We start from the raw sequence: 18,880 nt of genomic DNA, 5'->3' as shown, positions 1-18,880 counted from the left end.
ACCGTTCAGCTGTCGCCTGCCGGCCTGATCCTGAGCCTGGCGACGCGGTTCTTGTCGCGTTTCATGACGATGAAACGCTTGCCGTGGAAGGTGAAGGCCTGCTTCTCCTCGGGGATCGACTGCGTCTCATGGATGACCAGGCCGGCGATGGTGGTTGCCTCCTCGTCCGGCAGGTCCCAGTCGAGCGCCCGGTTCAGGTCGCGGATCGGCACGGTTCCGTCGACGACGACGGAACCGTCCGCCTCCTGCTTGACGCCCTGTATGTCGACATCGTGCTCGTCGGCGATCTCGCCGACAATCTCCTCGATGATGTCCTCCAGCGTCACCAGCCCCTCGACCTCGCCATACTCGTCGACGACGACGGCGAAATGCGCCTTGCGGCGCAGGAAGGCGTTGAGCTGTTCCTGCAATGTCGTCGTATCGGGCACGAACCAGGGCTTTGACGCGATCTTCATCACATCGATCCTGGAGAAGTCGTTGCCGACATCGTTGAGCGCGCGCAGCAGGTCCTTGGCGTGCAGCACGCCGACAATGTTGTCGAGCGACCCCTTCCACAAAGGCATGCGGGTGTGCGGGCTCTGCAGGATCTCGCGCACCACGGCTTCCGGCGCATTGTCGGCGTTGACCGAGCGCATATTGGTTCGGTGGACCATGACGTCGGAGACTTCGAGCTCCTCGAGGTCGAACAACCCGCCGATGCGATCGCGCTCCTCGCGCACCACCTGGCCGTCACGGCGGAAATCGTCGACGGCGCCGCGCAGCTCGTCCCCGCTCGAACGCTGCGGCTCGATGCGCGACAGTTCATAGCCGAAAGCGGCAAGCAGGCGCGTGCGCATGGCGACGGCCAACACGATGAGGACGGCAAGGACAGCGATGACGATCCAGCCGGCCCCATTCATTTCGGACGGCTTCCTTGCCTGTCCGGACGGCTCTCTTGCCTATCCCGGCGGCTTCCTTGCCGGCCTTCCGTCGCGCTCGGGTGGTTCTCCCTGAGGAACGACAGCACCTCCGAGGCCGGCACGTCCTTCGCGATGAAAGCCTCTCCGATGCCGCGCGTCAGGATGAAGGTCAGCGCGCCGCGCGACACTTTCTTGTCCTGGGTGATGAAGCCAAGCAGCGCATCGGCGTCGGGCAGTTCGCCCGGAATGTCGGCCATCCGCCACGGCAGTCCCACCGTGTTGAGATGCGCCTCGACGCGCGCCGCGGCGTCAGGACTGGCCAGGTTGAGCCGCGACGAGAAGCGATGCGCCAGCGCCATGCCGATGGCGACCCCCTCGCCATGCACGAGGCGGGCGCCGTCATATCGGGTGGCGGCCTCCAGCGCATGGCCGAACGTGTGGCCGAGATTGAGCAGCGCGCGGTCGCCGGTCTCGAACTCGTCGCGGGCAACGACATCGGCCTTGGCGCGGCAGGCCTCGGCGATGGCCTCTACCCTCTCCGGTCCGCCGGCGAACACGCTGGCCCAGTTTTTCTCCAGCCAGGCGAAGAATTCGGGCCGGTCGATCAGCCCGTATTTGGCGAGTTCGGCGTAGCCGGCGCGAAATTCGCGGATCGGCAGTGTGTCGAGCACTCCAGTATCGGCCAGCACCAGCTTCGGCTGGTGGAAGACGCCGACCAGGTTCTTGCCGCGCGCGCTGTTGATGCCGGTCTTGCCGCCGACCGAGGAATCGACCTGCGCCAGGAGCGAGGTCGGGATCTGCACGAAGTTCATGCCGCGGCGCACGATGCCGGCGGCAAAGCCGGCCAGGTCGCCGATAACGCCGCCGCCGAGGGCGATGACGACGTCGCCGCGTTCCAACTTCGCGGCCAGGACGCCGTCCACCACCTCTTCGAGATGCGCGAAACTCTTGGTTTTCTCGCCGGGCGGCAGCGTGATCACGGCGGGCTCGATGCCGCTCTCGAGCAAGCCGGCCTTCAGCGTATCGAGATGCGCCGCCGCGACGTTTTCGTCGGTCACGACCGCGGCGCGTCGGCCCGGCAGGCGGCGCGACATCTCGGCGCCGGCGTGCGACAAAAGCCCCGGCCCGATCAGGATGTCGTAAGCCCGCTCGCCAAGTCCGACCTCGACGGTAACGGCAGCAGCGGCGCTCATGGTTCGACCTCGCCCGCGGGAGTTGTCTGGGCTATATCGAAATGCCGGCACAGCGCCTCCACCACCTCGGCCGCGATGACTTCCTTGCGGTCGTCGCGGGTCGGCACGGTGACGTCCGATGTCGCATAGACCGGATAGCGTTCACTCATCAGCCGCTCGAGCACGCCACGCGGATCGGGGCTCTTCAGCAGCGGCCGGTTCTGTTTCTTGGAGACCCGGTCCATCAAAAGGTCGAGTTCGGCCTTCAGCCATACCGACACGCCATGTGCCGCTATCGCCTCGCGCGTCTGTGCGTTCATGAAGGCGCCGCCGCCGGTCGACAGCACCTGCGGGCCGTTTTCCAGCACGCGCAGGATGACGCGCTGCTCCAGCGCCCGGAACTCCGTTTCGCCATAGCGTTCGAACAGTTCCGGAACGGTCATGCGCGAGACGCTTTCGATCTCCTGGTCGCTGTCGATGAAAGGCAGCGCCAGCACGGTGGCGACCTTGCGGCCGATCGCGGTCTTGCCGGCGCCCATCAGGCCGACAAAGACGATGGAGCGGCCGCCGAGCCTGCCCAGCAGCGCGGCATGGCTCCCGCCCGGAGGATTTGCTGGTAGCGCGTTCATCAGCCTCGAAGCCCTCTTTGCCGGCGTATCGACATGAAAAGCCCGGTTGCGTCAAGCGCACTGAGGCAGGCTGGCCTCCCGCGAGCGAGGAACCGGCTGCATTGGAAGTTGCCGGCGCGCTTCAGCTTCTTGCTTGAATTGGCCGGATTGGCGTCCCATAAGGGCACAGGGTTTGGAAACGCAGAACAAGAAGACGGGCGAAGATTGATGCCGACACTGTTTCGCCTTGTCGTGATAACAGCGATTCTGGCGGGCATCGCCTATGGTACGATGTTCGCGTTGGTGATGTTCGTCGAGCCGAAAAAGGCGGAAATGAGCGTGCGCATCCCTGCGGAAAAGCTGAACCCAAAGAAAAACTGAGCCCGAAGAAAAACTTCAGGAAATGAACAGCGCTGCCCGCATCGAAGCCTTTCTGGAGATGATGAGCGCCGAGCGGGGTGCCGCCGAAAACACGCTTTCCTCCTATCGCCGCGACCTCGATGACGCTTCGCAGGAAATCCCCGGCGGTCTTGCCGGCGCCGGCGCCGAAGACATCCGCGCCTATCTCGACGACATCGCCGCACGCGGCTTCGCCCCGACATCGCAGGCACGCAAATTGTCGGCGATCCGCCAGTTCTTCAAATTCCTCTACGCCGAGGGCCTGCGCCGCGACGACCCGACCGGCACGCTGGACAGCCCGAAAAAAGGCCGCCCGCTGCCGAAGACCATGAGCGAGGCCGACACCGGCCGGCTGATCGACCGCGCCGCGCAGGAGGCCGGCGATGCCGGGCTCGGCGACAGCGACAGGCTGGCGGCGCTGCGTCTGCACGCGCTGGTCGAAGTGCTTTATGCGACAGGCCTGCGCGTTTCGGAACTGGTCGGTTTGCCGGTGACGGTGGCGCAGCGCGACGACCGTTTCTTCATGGTGCGCGGCAAGGGCGACAAGGAGCGCATGGTGCCGCTGTCGGCCAAGGCGCGCGCGGCGATGCGAGCCTGGCTCGCCGCCCGGGCCAAGGTGCCCGCTTTCGCTGACAGCCCGTTCCTGTTTCCTGCCGCGTCGGACAGCGGCTACCTCTCGCGCCAGGTCTTCGCTCGCGACCTCAAGGGGCTGGCGGCCCGGGCCGGCATCGCCTCGGCCAAGGTCTCGCCACATGTGCTTCGCCATGCTTTCGCCAGCCATCTCTTGCAGAACGGGGCCGATCTCAGGGCCGTGCAGCAACTGCTCGGCCATGCCGACATATCGACGACACAGATCTATACCCATGTGCTGGAGGAGCGATTGGTGCGGCTGGTCAACGATCATCACCCGCTTGCCGACTAGACCTCATATCGCTATGTGAGGGCGACGTTCCATCGCCCGGAGCCCCGGATTTCAGGGTCCCGCCAGTCTTTGCTTCCGACGTATCGGTCCGCCCAAGCATGTACAACTACCTCGATTTCGAAAAGCCGGTGCAGGATCTGGAACTCAAGATCCTGGAACTGAAGAAGCTTGCCGAGAACGGCGAGGCGGTCGATGTCGCCGACGAGATCAGCAGGCTTGAGAAGCGGTCGCGCGATGCCCTGCGCGATCTCTACAAGGCATTGACCCCATGGCAGAAGGTGCAGGTGGCGCGCCATTCCGACAGGCCGCACTGCGTCGACTACATCAAGGGCCTGTTCAGCGATTTCACGCCGCTCGCCGGCGACCGCAATTTCGGCGAGGACCAGGCGATCGTCGGCGGCTTTGCCCGGTTCCGCGGCGAACCGGTAGCGATCCTCGGCCAGGAGAAGGGCTCCGACACGGCGAGCCGGCTGAAGCACAATTTCGGCTCGGTGCGCCCCGAAGGCTATCGCAAGGCCGTGCGGCTGATGGAGCTTGCCGACCGCTTCAAGATCCCGCTGCTGACATTGGTCGACACGGCCGGCGCCTATCCCGGCGTCGGCGCCGAGGAGCGCGGCCAGGCCGAAGCCATTGCCCGTTCGACCTCGGCCTGCCTTGCGCTCAAGGTGCCATCGATTTCGGTTGTCATCGGTGAAGGCGGTTCGGGCGGCGCCATTGCCATCGCCACCGCCAACCGCGTCTACATGCTGGAACATGCCATCTATTCGGTGATCTCGCCCGAGGGCGCGGCCTCCATCCTGTGGCGCGACACGACGCGCTCCAAGGACGCGGCGACCAACATGAAGATCACCGCCCAGGACCTTCTGGAACTGAAGATCATCGACGCCATCATTCCCGAACCGATCGGCGGCGCCCAGCGCGCACCCGAAACGGTGATTGCCGCGACGGGCGATCTCATCGCCAGGACGATGAAGGATTTTGCCGGCGCCAACATGGATTTTCGCGAGCAGCGCCGCGAGAAGTATCTGGCAATGGGCCGCAGCCTCTGATCACGATTTGGCGGCTCAACCAGGCCGCCGCAAGTCGCCTCCACGGCAACGCTCCACGGCAATGTGGCGGCGATGAGCAATTTCGCCACAAAAATGCCGCCGGATTCGGTTCAATGGAATTGCCGTGAGGGCTGGCCGAGGCTTGCGGTAAGGAATTTTCAAGGTTAACGGGCTTACGGTCCGTCTGTGTTCAGCATGCGGGCTCGGCCGTTTCGAAGCCATTGGCCCGAAAGAGAAGACGTAGCCTTATCCATGTTTGCCAAGCTTGCCCGCACCGGAATTCTCATCACCGCGATAGCCGTCGCCGGCTGCAACGATTCGTCGATGAAGGATTTTGCCCCGGAGGCCAACAAGCCTCTGCCCGACAAGATCCTGGCCGACATGAGGGCCAAGGGCATGGTGCGCACCTCCTCGGTGATGGCGCGCATCTTCAAGGAAGAGGGCAAGCTAGAAATCTGGAAGGCCAAGACCAACGGCCGCTACGACATGGTCGCCAGCTACGATATCTGCAAATGGTCGGGCAAGCTCGGGCCGAAATACACCGAGGGCGACCGCCAGGCGCCGGAAGGTTTTTATACCGTGCGTCCGGCGCAGATGAACCCGCGCTCGAACTATCATCTGTCCTTCAACATCGGCTATCCCAACGCCTATGACCGCGCCAACGGCCGCACCGGCTCCAACCTGATGGTGCACGGCGCCTGCTCGTCTTCGGGCTGCTATTCGATGACCGATGCCCAGATCGAGCAGATCTATGCTTTCGGCCGCGATGCCTTCCAGGGCGGCCAGACCGAGTTCCAGATCCAGGCCTTCCCGTTCCGCATGACCGCCGCCAATATGGCGCGCTACCGCAACGACCCGAATTACGAATTCTGGAAGATGCTGAAGGTCGGCTACGACAATTTCGAGATCACCAAGGTCCCGCCGAAAGTCGACGTCTGCGAGAAGCGCTACGTCTTCAACCAGGTGGCTCCCGAAGGCACCACATTCAATCCGACCGGCCCCTGCCCTGCGTCCACGCAGCCGGATTCGCTGAAAAGCGCCTACAGTGCTTATCAGAGCACGTATGAGGCTGCGTTCAACGGCGCCCTCAAGGCAAGCACGCCGGCGCCCAAGCCCACCATCGCCGGCATCAAGGAAGCCAGCATCGTCTCCGACTGGTCCAAGCGCCGCGCGCGCGGCGAGCGCGTGCCGATCGACCCGCCATCGCTCAACTCGGACGGCTCGGTCACCGAGACGGCGCGCATGGGCCGCATCGATTCGCCCGCCGGCCGCAAGATGGCCGCGCTCGATGCCGAAAAGGCCGCGAAGCAAAAAGCCGAGGAGCAGCGGCTGGCCGCGATAGAAGCTGCCAAGCAGGCCAAGGCGCAAGCGCTGGCCGAAAAGGAAGCCGCCAAGGCGCAGGCGCTGGCCGAAAAGGAAGCGGCCAAGACCGCCAAGGAAGCCCCTGTCGCCACCGCGACGATCGAAGCGCCGGCCGAGCCCGCACCGCCGGCCGAAACGCAGGCCGCAAGTGCCGACGAGAGCCGCGTGACGAGGCTGAAGAACAAGCTGCTCGGCATGTTCGGCGGCTGACATTTTTCGCCGTGACCGACGTCACCGTCTACGATCTGAAGGGGCTGAACTGCCCTTTGCCGGTGCTGAAGGCGAAGAAGCGGCTGGCCGGGATGCGGCCCCGCAGCCGGCTCTGGCTGGAAACGACCGACCCGCTCGCCGTTATCGACATTCCGGCGTTCTGCGCCGACTCTGGTCATCATCTCGTAGAGACATCCGCCATATCAGGCGGTCACCGCTTCCTGGTCGAGCGCGGCGAATAGCTGTCGTAAAGGTCAGCGTCCCGCGATCGCCAGGGGATTGTTCTCCAGCGCCGCGCGGTCGGGCGTGTCGATCGAGGGCCGGTTGGTGAAGGCGGCAAACAGTCGCCTTACATAGTCTTCGGGCATGTCGAGCGTGATCAGCACCAGCCGGGTGCCGCGCTGGCCGTCCGGCCAGGACGGCAATCGAGCCGGCGGATGCAGGATTTTCTGCACGCCATGCACCACCAGCGGCCGCGACGGATCTTCCTCGAGTTCGATGACGCCCTTCATGCGCAGCAGGCGCTCGCCATGCGTGGAGCGCAAAAGATCGAGGAACATCTCGATGGCCGAGAACGGCACCGGGCCGTCATGCACCAGGGAGTGGGTGCGAATGCGCTGATCATGCCGGTGCCCGTGGTCGTGGCCGTGCCCGTGGTCATGCCCGTGGTCATGCCCGTCATGATCATGATGATCATGGTTATGCATCGCTTCTTCGCCGAGCCAGCGCCGCACATCGGCTGATTTGGTCGCCGGGTTATAGAGGCCGCAGTCGAACAGCGCTGCGACGCTCGTTTTCGCATCGTCGACAGCCAGCAGTTCGGCGCCCGGATTGATCTGCCGCAGCCGCGTCCGCAGCGCTTCCGGTCCATCCGGACCAGCGACCAGGTCGGTTTTGGAGAGCACGATGCGGTCGGCGACGGCGACCTGCTTGACCGCCTCGACATGGGCGTCGAGCGTGGCATCGCCGTTGACCGCGTCGACCAAGGTGATGACGCCGTCGAGCCGGAAAGCCTGGACCAGTGCCGGATGCGCCATGATCGATTGCAGCACCGGTGCCGGATCGGCAAGGCCGGTGGTCTCGACAATGACGCGGGCAAGGCGGGCGATGCGGCCGGTCTGCAGCCGGTCGACCAGATCGGCCAGCGTGTCGACCAGTTCGCCGCGTACCGTGCAGCAAAGGCAGCCGTCCGAAAGCTGGATGATGCCGTCGGACGCCTGTTCCACCAGCAGGTGATCGATCGCCACTTCGCCATATTCGTTGATGATGACGGCCGTGTCGGCCAGCGCCGGGTCCTTCAGGAGCCGGTTGAGCAGCGTCGTCTTGCCGGCGCCGAGAAAACCGGTCAGCACGGAAACAGGGATGGGAAAACCACTCATTGCCTAGTTCGCAACCTTGACGGGTTGGTCGCCCTGCGCAGCCGAGCCCGCCACCGTCGGGCCGGCGCCGGGCGCCGGTCTGTCCGGCCGCCAGGTCGGAATAGGCACGTCGGCATATTCCTGGCTGCCCTGGGCGAGCATGGCCAGCGGGGTCGGGCCGGTCGCGCCGCCAAGCCCGACGGCAACCAGCGTCGGCACATGGTCGAGCTTTTCCTGGTAGGGCGATTTCGGCACGTTCTTGGCGACGGCGGGCGGCGCCTCGGACTGCTCCGCCGGCGCCTTCTTCTTGCAGACCTCGTCCCGCACGTCGTTGGGCGAGATGGTATCACCGTATGGCGCCAGCGTGGCGATCGTGGCTGAGCCGGCGGCAGGCGTATCGAAACCCTGGTCGAGCAGTTTGGCCGCGGCCTCGGCACGGGTGATCGCCGACTTCTCGCCGAGCACCACCGCCACCAGCGTGCGGCCGTTGCGGGTCGCCGAACCGATCATGTTGAAGCCGGAGGGGCAGACGAAGCCCGTCTTCATGCCGTCGGCCCCGGGATAGCGGCCGATCAACAGGTTGTAGTTGGGGATCGCCCTCTTGCCCACAGCAAGCCCCTCGATCGAGAACCACGGCGCATATTGCGGAAACTCGCGGCGGATCGCCGTCACCAGCACGGCCAGGTCGCGCGCTGTGGTGTACTGGTCCGGCGAATAAAGCCCGTTCGGATTGACGAAATGCGTTCCGTTCATGCCGAGCCGGACCGCTTCGGCGTTCATGCGCTCGGCAAAGGCTGCCTGCGATCCCCCGACATTCTCGCCGACGGCCATGGCGATGTCGTTTGCCGACTTGACCAGCATCATCTTCAGCGCATTGTCGAGCCGCATCACCGAGCCTGGCTTGAAGCCCATCTTGCTCGGCGGCTCGGCGGCGGAATGTTTCGTTACCTTGATCGGCGAATCGAGCCGGACCTCGCCGGCCGCGATCGCCCGGAAGGTCACATAGGCCGTCATCAGCTTGCTCAGCGATGCCGGGTACCAGCGCTTGAACGCGTCCTGATGCTGGAGGATCTTGCCGCTGTTCAGGTCGAACAGCACGACCGGATTGGCCAGCGCCGGCCCGGCCAGCGCCGAGAACGCCACGGCGCCCGCGCAGAATAGTTTGAGGAAATGCCTGTGCCGCATGATCGAATCCGAAATCGCCTCTTGCCGTAGTCGCCCCTGGCTCCGTAAGATTTACGCGATCGCCAGCAAAATGAGTCCGCCCTCAAAAACGGACCGCATTGTTGCGGTGCTATTTACTCTATGTGACGTCAACATGGCAAAGTGCCTGACGATCACAATTGCAAGGCAGCGGACCTGCCCCAACAGCGAGATGGAACCATCATGCCAATCCTGAACCGTGCCGCCGAAATGCAGGACGAGGTTGCCGGCTGGCGACGACATCTGCACCAGACCCCGGAACTGAATTTCGACGTCTTCAAGACAGCCGCCTTCGTCACCGAGAAGCTGAAGGCCTTCGGCTGCGACGATGTGGTGACGGGGCTGGGCAAGACCGGCGTCGTGGGCATCATTCGCGGCCGCCAGGGCGAAGGCGCCACTATCGGCCTGCGCGCCGACATGGACGCGCTGCCGCTTAACGAGATCACCGGCAAGCCCTATGCCTCGACCGTTCCCGGCAAGATGCATGCCTGCGGCCATGACGGCCATACGGCGATGCTTTTGGGTGCGGCGAAATATCTCGCCGAGACCCGCAACTTCGCCGGTTCGGTGGCGGTCATCTTCCAGCCGGCCGAAGAAGGCGGCGGCGGCGGCAACGAGATGGTCAAGGACGGCATGATGGAGCGTTTCGACATCGCGAAAGTGTTCGGCATGCACAACATGCCGGGCCTGCCGGTCGGCCAGTTCGCCATCCGGCCGGGCGCGATCATGGCGGCGACCGCGGAATTCACCATCACCGTGAAAGGCCGCGGCGGCCATGCGGCGATGCCGCACGGCACGATCGACCCGATCGTCATCACCAGCCAGTTGGTCGGCGCCCTGCAGACGATCGCCTCGCGCAGCACCGACCCGGTTGAAGCGGTGGTGGTGTCGGTGACCAAGTTCCATGCCGGCGACGCCTACAACATCATCCCGGAATCGGCGGAGATCGCAGGCACGGTGCGTACCTTGCGCAAGGAAATCGCCAAGAAGTCGGAAGAGCGCATTCGTGCCATCTGCGACGGATTGGCCACGGCCTTCGGCGCGAAGATCGAGGTCGATTACCAGGCGAACTACCCCGTAACCTTCAACCATGCGGAAGAGACGGTTTTTGCCAGCGACGTCGCGGCAAACGTCGCCGGCGACGCTCATGTCCACCGCGGCATCCAGCCGGTGATGGGCGGCGAGGACTTCTCTTACATGCTGGAAGCCAGGCCCGGCGCCTTCATTTTCATTGGCAATGGCGACACCGCCGGCCTTCACAACCCGGCCTATGACTTTAACGACGAGGCCATCCCGCACGGCATGAGCTACTGGGTGAAGCTGGCCGAAACCGCGCTTGCCGCCTGAGGCCTGGCGGCGGCAGGGGCCGGCCGATTGTGTTCGGCCCGCCTCTTGGCGAAACGATCGGAAGCGGCTATGTGTCGGGCCGCGTGGTCCCGTAGCTCAGTAGGATAGAGCGGCAGATTCCTAATCTGTAGGTCACAGGTTCGATTCCTGTCGGGATCACCACTAAAAACTAAGCAAGATGAGATACTTAGGTGATCGGCTCCGAAAGGCTCGATCGCCATTCTACGCGAATAGTCGTGAATCTCGTCACTTTCCATGACCAAGAATCCGTAGAATGAACCCATTCTACGGATTTGCGCAGAACTGCTTGACATGGTTTGACAGCTTCAGTTGCATGTCTCGACCGGTCATCGACGATGTCCCGCTGACGAGGCACTTCGCACGAGACGCAACGAAGTCGACACCACGGCGTCCTTCCCCCGCTCCAGCGTCGTCACCATTAGCCCAGCCAGTGCGAAGACCCTTTGCAAGTCGCTAGTGGTCAAACTCTGACGCTTGGTTCCGGAGCCGTAGGCCCGCTCATCGTGGGAGCAGACCCGCAAGTTTCGGGCCGTTACGCCGGGAAAGCTGCCGTTTATCTCTTCAACGAATTGCGCCGGGTAGGGACAGGCGGCGGAGAGCCAACACTGGCTGATCCTTGACAGCAGCTAAGATCGAGGTCTCGCGCTATTCAATGTTGCTCATGCCCCGTTCCTGAAGATGATGTCGCTGACCATTTCCGCCCCGAGGAAATCAATCAGCATGTTCGAATTTGCGAGATCCTCGTTCGTTAGCGCTCCGATCGCCTGACCAACCACGACCTCCCAAGGCTTCTTGCACTCGAGCACCGCACAGACGAGCTGGCGGACCTTCTTGATTTTCTTATGCCGCAGCCGATCATTGGACTCGGCAAGCTCGTTAATGAGCGTTCTATCTGCGTGTCCCTGATTTTCAGCCTCCCATTTCGTTGCCGCAGCGACAAAACCCTCCCAGGTCGTGCCCATCACGGCAAGGCAGGGGTCAGTCAAAAGGGCGTTTTCAATTGCATAGCATTGCAGGCGGTAGCGCTTGATAGGTGGGCGATGTTGGAGCGGCTGATCAACCACGCCGTCGCCGTCGCGAAGGGAAAAGGCGACCGGGTTGTCGTAGAGCGTATCGAGCAGATTGACGCAGAAGGTCTCTAGTTCGCCCTGCTGGTCTACGCTGCCGGCCAGCACGGGAAAGACCTTGATCCGGCCCTGCGACGTTCGCGCAGCCTGCTGCCAAACGCGTTCGTCGTCCTCGCCTTCGAGGATCAACGCCGCGTCTTCGCTTAGCGAAAGTGAAAGGGGGTGGCCGAAGAACGGGGCAACCTTGCGAAGCTCAGCGCTGGTCGGTTTGAGTTCAACCGTATCGACCGCGAAGCTCTTGGTGCCGATCGAAACATATTGCGAATCCGCGAGAGAACAGACCAGCGGGCTGCTATGCGTGGAGAGGCATACAGCAATGCTTTCCGCGTAGCTCTTGAACTCGTCCAGCATGGCGATGATCAGTTTACCCAGCCGTGCCTGAAGATCGGGGTGAAGGTGCACGTCCGGCTCATCAAGGAGCAGTATATTCGTCTTGGCAGGGTCTATCGTATCAAAGAAATAGAGAATCTCGGAAGCCAGAGCTACGGCTTCCGATTCGCCGCTGCTGATTTGATCTGGGATTACTAGCTGACCATCGGCCAGCGAACGAAACTCGAAATCGGCGTTACCCATCTCAAGCGAGATATTGGTGAGCAGCTGATTTACCTTACTCAGCCGATCTGTCTGGAAGTTGCGCGTGGGGTCCATTCGGATTTCTGGAGTGCTGGCTAGGCGACGTAGATAAAGCGTCTCGGCTTCGCGGAACAGCATCGCCGATGCGGCTTTGAAGTTGTTGGCCTGATTAACTGCCCGTACTTGCCGCAGCCAAGTGGGGTCATTACTCATATTTGTGAGGACGGCACCATCGCGCTTGAACGACCCAGCCCGTTCAGGGCTGACATAGCGAACATAAAAGAGTTGCTTATTCTGGCTGGTTGCTTCCTCGATGTCACGAAGGAAGCGGCTCTTTCCCGCGCCGTTGCGACCCATAATTACGTTGATGTTGTTCAGGTTAGTGAGATGGGCAGAGCGCCCTTTTAGTTCGTTTATTTTCAAAGTTGCCCCCGTTATTTCATCGCCTATATGGCATCGGAAAACGGGATGGGATAGGGAGAGTCTGTAGATAGCGGCTTGGACTTTTACCATGCGTTCGTTTTCCGCATCCCTGCCAGCGGCGGCTGACTGATCAGTGGCAGTTGTAGTAGGCGAAAGAAGGATCCCGAACGACCGTAAGGAGGTCGGCAGCGGTGTTCCGTTTCGGGTATCAAGCGTCAAGTTTTGACCACTAGCTCGTTTCCCGACGGATCAATTGGTCAACATGAGGCCGTTGCGAAGAAAGATCGCCTTCTGACCTCGCCAAGCCCTCACTGGCTGTGGCGCTCGACCGGCCTCGCCGTGAAGTCTTGGCTCGTCATTATCGTTCATCTCGTCTGCGATGGCGGTGAGGGTTTAGCCGGCGCTCCCGCGTCGACCTTCGCCTTCCTCGCAGCGGCTCGCTGCGCTTCATGGTCTTATCCCTGAGCCCCGTTCATTGAGCGTGATAGGCGATTGACGTCCAGATAATCTGGACAGCGCTGGTTAGTACAACGCTACAATTCCGTAGAATCCCGTAGAATAAAAAAGGTGCTCATTAAGCAATTGGTTTATTGCGTTTTTCTGGCGCGAATCATATTCCTAATCTGTAGGTCACAGGTTCGATTCCTGTCGGGATCACCATAAATTCACTAGGAAATACAAGTACCTGTTCGTCAATGAATACATAGTCGACTTGAACGTTACACAAGTACCAAGCGGGCATGCTACAGTGAATTGACGGCTCAGTGCAGGATCGCGCCTGGTCCCACCGCCATTTGTGTCATGCAATTGTTCATCGATCGTCACCCGAGATGCCATTGTCCTCCTCCAAGGACTTAGTGAGTGCCATACTACCCATGTCTTGCCCCGCTTTTCAGCTAGTCACACCACCGAAAGTGAGGCGCATTGCATCTGGTCATTTTGTGTTTGACGTTGTCCTCGATTGACGCCCAAACCAAAAGCCAATGACCGTTGTGAGAGCGACACCCAACACTTCCGGGGTCTTTTCTTTGAAAACCCCCCAGAACGCCAAGAACGCTGCCACCAAAACAAGGGTCAGAAGCGCGAGAACTGTATCCGGGGAAACCAGTCGAGACAGAAAATCCGCCCGCTCTGAGCCGAGACGCAAGGCTTGAGTGTAGTCGTTGTAGACTATTCCCTTTCCATTTTTTACAAGCACTTGATAATCATGAGCCACTCGTCCAACTTCGTTCTCCGGTTGCCGAAAAGTCTCAACTAGCACGAGCGTCCCGCCACCGAAATTACTAAGCGTGTCGTAGACATTGTAGTCGACGAATTCGAAGTCGAACTTTCGCAAGGCTTTGAGTGCTATGGCCTCATCTAAGCTCAGCTCGCTGATAGAAATATCGGAAAATTTTCCGCGAGTACCTGCACTTCTCTTCTGTTCCTCTGTTTGTTGAGTCGACTGGGACGGTTCTTGTCTCGCGTCTGACATGGTCATTCCTCCATTATTTTTCGACAGAAGATCACCAATGCAGAAGCCGAGCAAGTAGGGCGGCGCTGCCCAAAAAATGAAAGCATGCGCCCAGACCGCAAAAGGACATCTATGGCCCGACCAAGTGTTCTGCGGAGATAACCGACCAGATTTGCGAACGGCTCGTCGATGGCCAGAGCCATGCAAAGTCTGCCTTGATCCCGAGACGCCCCAACAACGCTATTGTGTGCCGATGGCTTGCACAGCTGTACGATGTTCTCCGCGACCGATATGCATGCGCACGCGAGGTCCAGCCGACGACTTTCAATGGAACGCTTGGGCGAAGACGCCCCTCTTTTTCCTGCCGTCCGACTTCCAATCCGACAGTCAGATCTCAGCCTGTCGCATTTAAATTTCGGGAAGCGTCAAATCGTTGCCACCCCTTATCACTTCACAATTGCAATCGCGCCTACGTTCCCTGCGATACAGCAAGGCGTTCCCGGACTACGACAATTCGATCCCAAGAACTCGCAATCAGATCCCGCGCAACGACAGCCGGTTTCCCTGATGAATCATCCCTGGCTGCGTGATTTTCCTGATGTCCGGGGCGAATTTTCCTGATCCACCGCGCAGGGAATGTTCCGCTAAGTAGCTGACATCGCAATGCAATATTGATTTTCCGCCCCATGCAAAGCGCTCGTTTCTCGCGAACTCCCAGTTTTTGCCCGTTATCAGGGAATTCTCAAACGGAGACTGGTTCGCCATGGACTGTCGGGATCACCACGTTTTGCTGCTAAGCCGGATACTGTCGGACCTGAATCGGACTGAAACCAGAGCCGATCACTGGGGTCGCATCGGTCATCTGTACGGAACCTGCATGCGGATTTCTACCGTTCGAATAACGTCAGAAAAGCGCTTGCAGACGTTCCGACAAATCGGAAATTGGTTGATTGGTTGGAGCCCGGTCGACGGACCGCAGCGGTCCCGTCCGGGATGAGGTTCAGAGCCGTTCCAGCGTCAGCATGCCCGGATCGCCCTTCCAGGCTTTGGAAAGTTCGTCCGCGGCTTTCGTTGCGGCGGCAGTATCGCCTTGGGCTTCCGCCGCCTGCTGCAGCCCGAACAGTGCCCAGGCGCTGCTGCGTGCGCGGTGGAGCGCCGCCACAAACTCCTTCGCCGCGTCCGCCGGCTGACCGTTCTTGAGGAGGGCGGCACCGAGGGACTGCCGCACGGGATAATACCAGTACGGAGGCTCCATGTAGGGGATCGTGTCCTCCGTTTCGACCGCTTTCTTCCAGAAGGCTATCGAGCCGCCGACGTCATTCTCGGCCTGCGCAGCGCGGGCACGTACGACATCTTCGGCCACTTGCAGGACCGACAATGCCGGGATTCCCCAGGCATCGTGCACCGACCAGTCGGTTTCCTGAGCGATCTTGTGGATGGCGTCCGCCTCGACTCGCGCGCCCGAGGCGTCCTTCTTCTCGGCCAGGGCGACGCCGCGCGCATAGTGCCACATCGATGTGATGTAAGGCGGCGCGCCGGCCGGCTCGGCCTTAGCCAGGATCGCATCGGGTTCGGCATATTGCGCCCAGGCGAAATACGGAGCTGCCTTCACCGGCTGCACGATCGGTATTGCCGTGGCCACCTCGTTAGTCAGAAACTTGTCCAGCTTCTCAGCCTCTGCAAGCACCGTCTTCGAGTCACCGAGGAGCTGGGCCGAAACCAATACGAAGTGCACGTTGTGGGAATAGTAGCCGAGCGGATAGACACCGGTAGCGCCGGTTTCGGCGAGATAGGTCTCGTCCACTTTCGAGGCAGCTTCGTTGGACTTCAGCGAATCCGTGTAGCGGCCGACGCGATAGTAGATGTGGCTCGGCATATGGACGATGTGTCCGGCCCCCGGCATCAGCGCTGCTAGCCGGTCCGCGTAGGGCTCGGCGCGCTCCGGACGATCCGAGGCCTCAACAAGATGAATGTAGAGGTGAATCGCCATCGGATTGTCGGGCTTCCTGGCGAGAACGCCTTCCAGCCGCCTCTGGATGTCGGCGGTGCGGCCCTTGGGTTCCTTGCCGCCCGGCTGCCAATAGTCCCAAGGCTGCGTGTCCATGCCGGCCTCTGCGGCCAGCACAGCGAGTTCGAGATCGTCAGGATATTTGTCGGAAAGCGCCGCAGTTGCATCGGCGAAGGCGGCGTTCAGGGTGTTTCGATCGGCCTTGGGATCTTCGGAATACCGCGTGGCGACCGCCTCGATCAGTCCCCGCTCCTTCTCGGTGGCACCGGATGAAAGCGCCTGCGCCTTTCGAAGAGCAGTGATCGCTGGTGCATTTGCGGTGGGATCCATCGGCACGTTGATGTTCGGGCCCAGGACCTGTGCCTCGCCGAGGAAGCACATCGCACAGTCGGGATCGAGGCTTTGTGCCTTGCGGAAGGCGCGTCGCGCCTCCGCGTGATTGAAGTTGGTGGCGAACCGCAGCCCCTGGTCAAAGTATTTTTGGGCATCGGCGCTCTTTGTGCTGATCGGATAGCTCAGGGAGCCCAGGTCATCCCACAATGGCGGCTGGGCCTCCTCGTAGGCCTTCAAGTCTTGCGGGGCCAGTGATTGGCCGGCAGCGGCCAGAGCGACGCAGTGTGTGATGTCGAGTTCCCCCGGCAACGATACTCTTGGCGCCGCAAGCTGCGACTGCAACGGACTGTCCGCGGCGTAAGCAATGGCAGCACCTGTGCCGAAACTCATTAAGGCAATAGCTGTCCATCCTGCACTTGGCAGGCAAGCACGCAGTTTCATCTGAACCTCCTGGCGTTCGGTACGATCGGCAAGCTCCGATCAGCCCTGTCTTTCCAATTCTCGATCGGAGGTGCGGGCGTTGATGATCCGCCTCGCGCCGCCGTTTGGCAATATATTTCCTACTGCTAATGTAATAGCGGACGCGATGTTTTCTGCTCACCTCTTCGGCCCGAAGGCACTAGTCGGACACCAGAGGGATTCAGGCACGCGCCGTTGCAAAAACCAAATATCGTCTGACCGCCCGCCCCGCTTGAGACGTATCGGATCGAGACCGGCGCCTGTTGTTGTGAAGTGCCACGGCCCCGATTCAGCGCAGAATGCAACCCTTGGACCGTCAGGGCTTCACCCGAACGGGTGACACCGCGACTTCAATGCGTGGAGGACCCTTGGTATCGGGACAAGAGCTTCGCGAGTTCCGCCTGACTTCCGGTGCTTGTTTTCGAGAATATTGCACGGAGCTGGGTTCTGGCGGTTTCACGGCCAATTCCCAGGGCAGAGCTTGCCGCGCCGATACCTCGGCCATCGGCAAGGCGGCAGGCCAGCCGCGTTTCGGCTGCTGTTAGTTGAAAGGCGTGCCTTATCAGTTGCTTGGGTAGCGCCGGTTCGGCCACAAGATCGGTAAAATAGAGGAGCGCGTCTCCGCCGTTAAAGAGGTCATGGACGAACGAGGTCATCGCCATGGCTTCAGCAAGAAGCCATGGCGAACCCTCGCGGGCAATCAAAACGGGCTCCCCGTCGCTCAAGTCGCCGCATTGGCTGACCACGCCTGCGATCAATTTCTGCAAGCGTGAATCACTGGGCCGATCTGCCGCCCGGAGACGACCACCGTGGATAACGAGGCCAGTACCAAGCAGAGCTTCCGCGTGTTTATTGTAGCGGGTGACGCGGCCTCGGCAATTCAGCAACAGCGCTGCGCTTCCCATCCTATCCAGAATGGCCAGGTTCGGTTCGACTGCCGTTTCCCAAACCTTTTCCGCAGCACTGATGATGCGAACCATCGACGGAACGATCGCCAAGAAATCCTCGGCTTCATTCCGGTAGAATGGCCCCTTATGAGCGTCACGAAACATCGAGAGCATCCACCTTCGATCCTTCACCATGAAGTCTATTGCAGCCCACCATTCCCGGTCGCCTGGACGCGCGATTTCTTGGTAATAAGGGAGAACCTCGCGCTCATCACGAGTGGTGATCTCATCCTCGACAACGAAGCTGTCTGTCAGTTTTGCCAACCTCTTGCGCGGTCTACGTTCATGCGGATCGGGAGCACCTTCGATTCTTTCGATCCAAAGGGCGGCGAATTCGGCATGTTCGGTCGAATCGGGTCTGAGCGCGGTCGGCGATCGCTGATCGCTACGAAACGGGTGAGTTGGATCGCAGGTGCGGATAACGCAACTTGTGGCTGCTAGGGAGTGGGCCAGCATTTGAAGCGCTGCGGGCCACTGCCTAAACTCGAACGCGGCGTCGTAGCAAGCCTCGATCGCAGCGGCAATGTTCCGATTGTCGGACATAGGATTTGCGTCGCGATCCCGGTTTCTCGCCCTTTTTCTCCTCATGGCCCGTCGACGGCCCTCCAGCTACAGGCCCCGCAACCGGCTCCGGTCAGGGATGTTTATTTCCCGCGGCCATGCTCGACAGACGGTCAGCTGAGGACCTATCGTCAGACTGACGCATCGAATGAGAGATAGCTACATTAGCATAATAGCCACGCAACTTCACCGATGCTTCTCGACGAAATCTCTGCACGCAGGTGAAAGCCGTTCGATCTGGCTTTCAAGGTCGCATTTACCCATCGGTTTCGTCGGGCAAAACCGTGCGTAGTCGCGGCGACATCCCTTGCCTTCGAAAATTTTGAAAGATCTTACCTGCGTAGGGTTTGTTGCGTTGACTGAACTGGGTATCAGCCCGGTTTCGATCTCCATCGCACCGTCACGACTTGACCCCTTGCTTCCACCCTTGCCCCCACCCTTGCCGC

18 protein-coding genes and 1 tRNA gene are annotated in these 18,880 nt (G+C 61.2%); 8 read left to right on the top strand and 11 right to left on the bottom strand.

Going from position 1 to position 18,880, the window contains the following annotated elements:
- Nucleotides 1-5: 5 nt before the first annotated feature.
- From LB547_RS27610 to LB547_RS27600, 3 genes are read right to left on the bottom strand one after another with little or no spacing between them, the layout of a single operon-like run.
- A complete protein-coding gene (locus LB547_RS27610) occupies nt 6-899 on the bottom strand; it encodes an HlyC/CorC family transporter (protein WP_140558088.1) in 894 nt (297 codons plus the stop codon).
- The gene (gene aroB / locus LB547_RS27605) at nt 896-2,092 is read right to left on the bottom strand and encodes a 3-dehydroquinate synthase (RefSeq protein ID WP_224655979.1); all 1,197 of its coding nucleotides are present in this window, start codon (nt 2,090-2,092) and stop codon (nt 896-898) included. Before aroB ends, LB547_RS27610 begins: the two co-directional genes overlap by 4 nt.
- Complete coding sequence (locus tag LB547_RS27600) at nt 2,089-2,700, bottom strand: shikimate kinase (protein ID WP_140525769.1); 612 nt, start codon at nt 2,698-2,700, stop codon at nt 2,089-2,091. Before LB547_RS27600 ends, aroB begins: the two co-directional genes overlap by 4 nt.
- 207 nt (nt 2,701-2,907) lie before the next feature.
- On the opposite strand from LB547_RS27600, the gene LB547_RS27595 reads away from it, so the two are divergent.
- From LB547_RS27595 to LB547_RS27575, 5 genes are all read left to right on the top strand, one after another.
- Nucleotides 2,908-3,060 (top strand): histidine kinase, encoded by a 153-nt coding sequence (locus LB547_RS27595; protein WP_140513945.1) that lies wholly within the window; start codon nt 2,908-2,910, stop codon nt 3,058-3,060.
- Nucleotides 3,061-3,082: 22 nt separating this feature from the next.
- The gene (locus tag LB547_RS27590) at nt 3,083-4,000 is read left to right on the top strand and encodes a site-specific tyrosine recombinase XerD (RefSeq protein ID WP_140513912.1); all 918 of its coding nucleotides are present in this window, start codon (nt 3,083-3,085) and stop codon (nt 3,998-4,000) included.
- A gap of 98 nt (nt 4,001-4,098) precedes the next feature.
- On the top strand, nt 4,099-5,049 hold the full coding sequence (locus tag LB547_RS27585; protein WP_140500751.1) for an acetyl-CoA carboxylase carboxyltransferase subunit alpha: 951 nt from the start codon (nt 4,099-4,101) through the stop codon (nt 5,047-5,049).
- A 252-nt stretch (nt 5,050-5,301) separates the two neighbouring features.
- The gene (locus tag LB547_RS27580; protein ID WP_140500750.1) at nt 5,302-6,621 is read left to right on the top strand and encodes a L,D-transpeptidase family protein; all 1,320 of its coding nucleotides are present in this window, start codon (nt 5,302-5,304) and stop codon (nt 6,619-6,621) included.
- A gap of 11 nt (nt 6,622-6,632) precedes the next feature.
- Nucleotides 6,633-6,863, top strand: coding sequence for a sulfurtransferase TusA family protein (locus LB547_RS27575; protein WP_181165390.1), 231 nt, complete (start codon nt 6,633-6,635; stop codon nt 6,861-6,863).
- A gap of 12 nt (nt 6,864-6,875) precedes the next feature.
- On the opposite strand, the gene LB547_RS27570 is transcribed toward LB547_RS27575, so the two are convergent.
- Nucleotides 6,876-8,000, bottom strand: a complete 1,125-nt coding sequence (locus tag LB547_RS27570; RefSeq protein WP_140676387.1) for a CobW family GTP-binding protein — start codon at nt 7,998-8,000, stop codon at nt 6,876-6,878.
- A 3-nt stretch (nt 8,001-8,003) separates the two neighbouring features.
- Complete coding sequence (locus LB547_RS27565) at nt 8,004-9,164, bottom strand: D-alanyl-D-alanine carboxypeptidase family protein (protein ID WP_140625657.1); 1,161 nt, start codon at nt 9,162-9,164, stop codon at nt 8,004-8,006.
- A gap of 201 nt (nt 9,165-9,365) precedes the next feature.
- On the opposite strand from LB547_RS27565, the gene LB547_RS27560 reads away from it, so the two are divergent.
- Together LB547_RS27560 and LB547_RS27555 are read left to right on the top strand one after the other, a co-directional pair.
- Nucleotides 9,366-10,529 (top strand): M20 aminoacylase family protein, encoded by a 1,164-nt coding sequence (locus tag LB547_RS27560; protein ID WP_140500746.1) that lies wholly within the window; start codon nt 9,366-9,368, stop codon nt 10,527-10,529.
- 85 nt (nt 10,530-10,614) lie between these two features.
- Nucleotides 10,615-10,691: transfer RNA gene (locus LB547_RS27555), tRNA-Arg, on the top strand.
- Between the two features lie 518 nt (nt 10,692-11,209).
- Here the strand turns inward: LB547_RS27555 and LB547_RS27550 are convergent.
- Both LB547_RS27550 and LB547_RS27545 read right to left on the bottom strand, forming a co-directional pair.
- Nucleotides 11,210-12,673 (bottom strand): AAA family ATPase, encoded by a 1,464-nt coding sequence (locus LB547_RS27550; RefSeq protein WP_224655980.1) that lies wholly within the window; start codon nt 12,671-12,673, stop codon nt 11,210-11,212.
- A gap of 934 nt (nt 12,674-13,607) precedes the next feature.
- A complete protein-coding gene (locus LB547_RS27545; protein WP_140525777.1) occupies nt 13,608-14,147 on the bottom strand; it encodes a hypothetical protein in 540 nt (179 codons plus the stop codon).
- Nucleotides 14,148-14,254: 107 nt separating this feature from the next.
- Between LB547_RS27545 and LB547_RS32765 the strand changes: the two genes are divergently transcribed.
- Nucleotides 14,255-14,716 carry a hypothetical protein gene (locus LB547_RS32765; RefSeq protein WP_411970483.1) on the top strand — a complete coding sequence of 154 codons (462 nt, stop codon included), beginning with the start codon at nt 14,255-14,257 and terminating at the stop codon, nt 14,714-14,716.
- Here LB547_RS32765 and LB547_RS27540 read toward each other — a convergent pair.
- The 4 genes from LB547_RS27540 to LB547_RS27525 all read right to left on the bottom strand — a co-directional run.
- Entirely contained in the window at nt 14,661-14,891 is a 231-nt protein-coding gene (locus LB547_RS27540) for a hypothetical protein (RefSeq protein ID WP_140565821.1), read from the bottom strand. The two genes, LB547_RS32765 and LB547_RS27540, sit on opposite strands and share 56 nt — an antisense overlap.
- Nucleotides 14,892-15,126: 235 nt before the next feature.
- Entirely contained in the window at nt 15,127-16,857 is a 1,731-nt protein-coding gene (locus LB547_RS27535; RefSeq protein ID WP_224702985.1) for a hypothetical protein, read from the bottom strand.
- 419 nt (nt 16,858-17,276) lie between these two features.
- Complete coding sequence (locus LB547_RS27530) at nt 17,277-18,416, bottom strand: helix-turn-helix transcriptional regulator (RefSeq protein ID WP_140763167.1); 1,140 nt, start codon at nt 18,414-18,416, stop codon at nt 17,277-17,279.
- A 204-nt stretch (nt 18,417-18,620) separates the two neighbouring features.
- On the bottom strand, nt 18,621-18,880 hold a 260-nt coding region (locus LB547_RS27525; protein ID WP_210239552.1), incomplete at its 5' end, for a hypothetical protein.

Origin of the sequence: Mesorhizobium sp. B264B1B (assembly GCF_020165765.1) — a bacterium.
In the GTDB taxonomy this organism is placed as follows: Bacteria; Pseudomonadota; Alphaproteobacteria; order Rhizobiales; family Rhizobiaceae; genus Mesorhizobium.
Note: the sequence above shows the minus strand (reverse complement) of the source record. Positions and strands in the feature narration are given on the sequence as shown.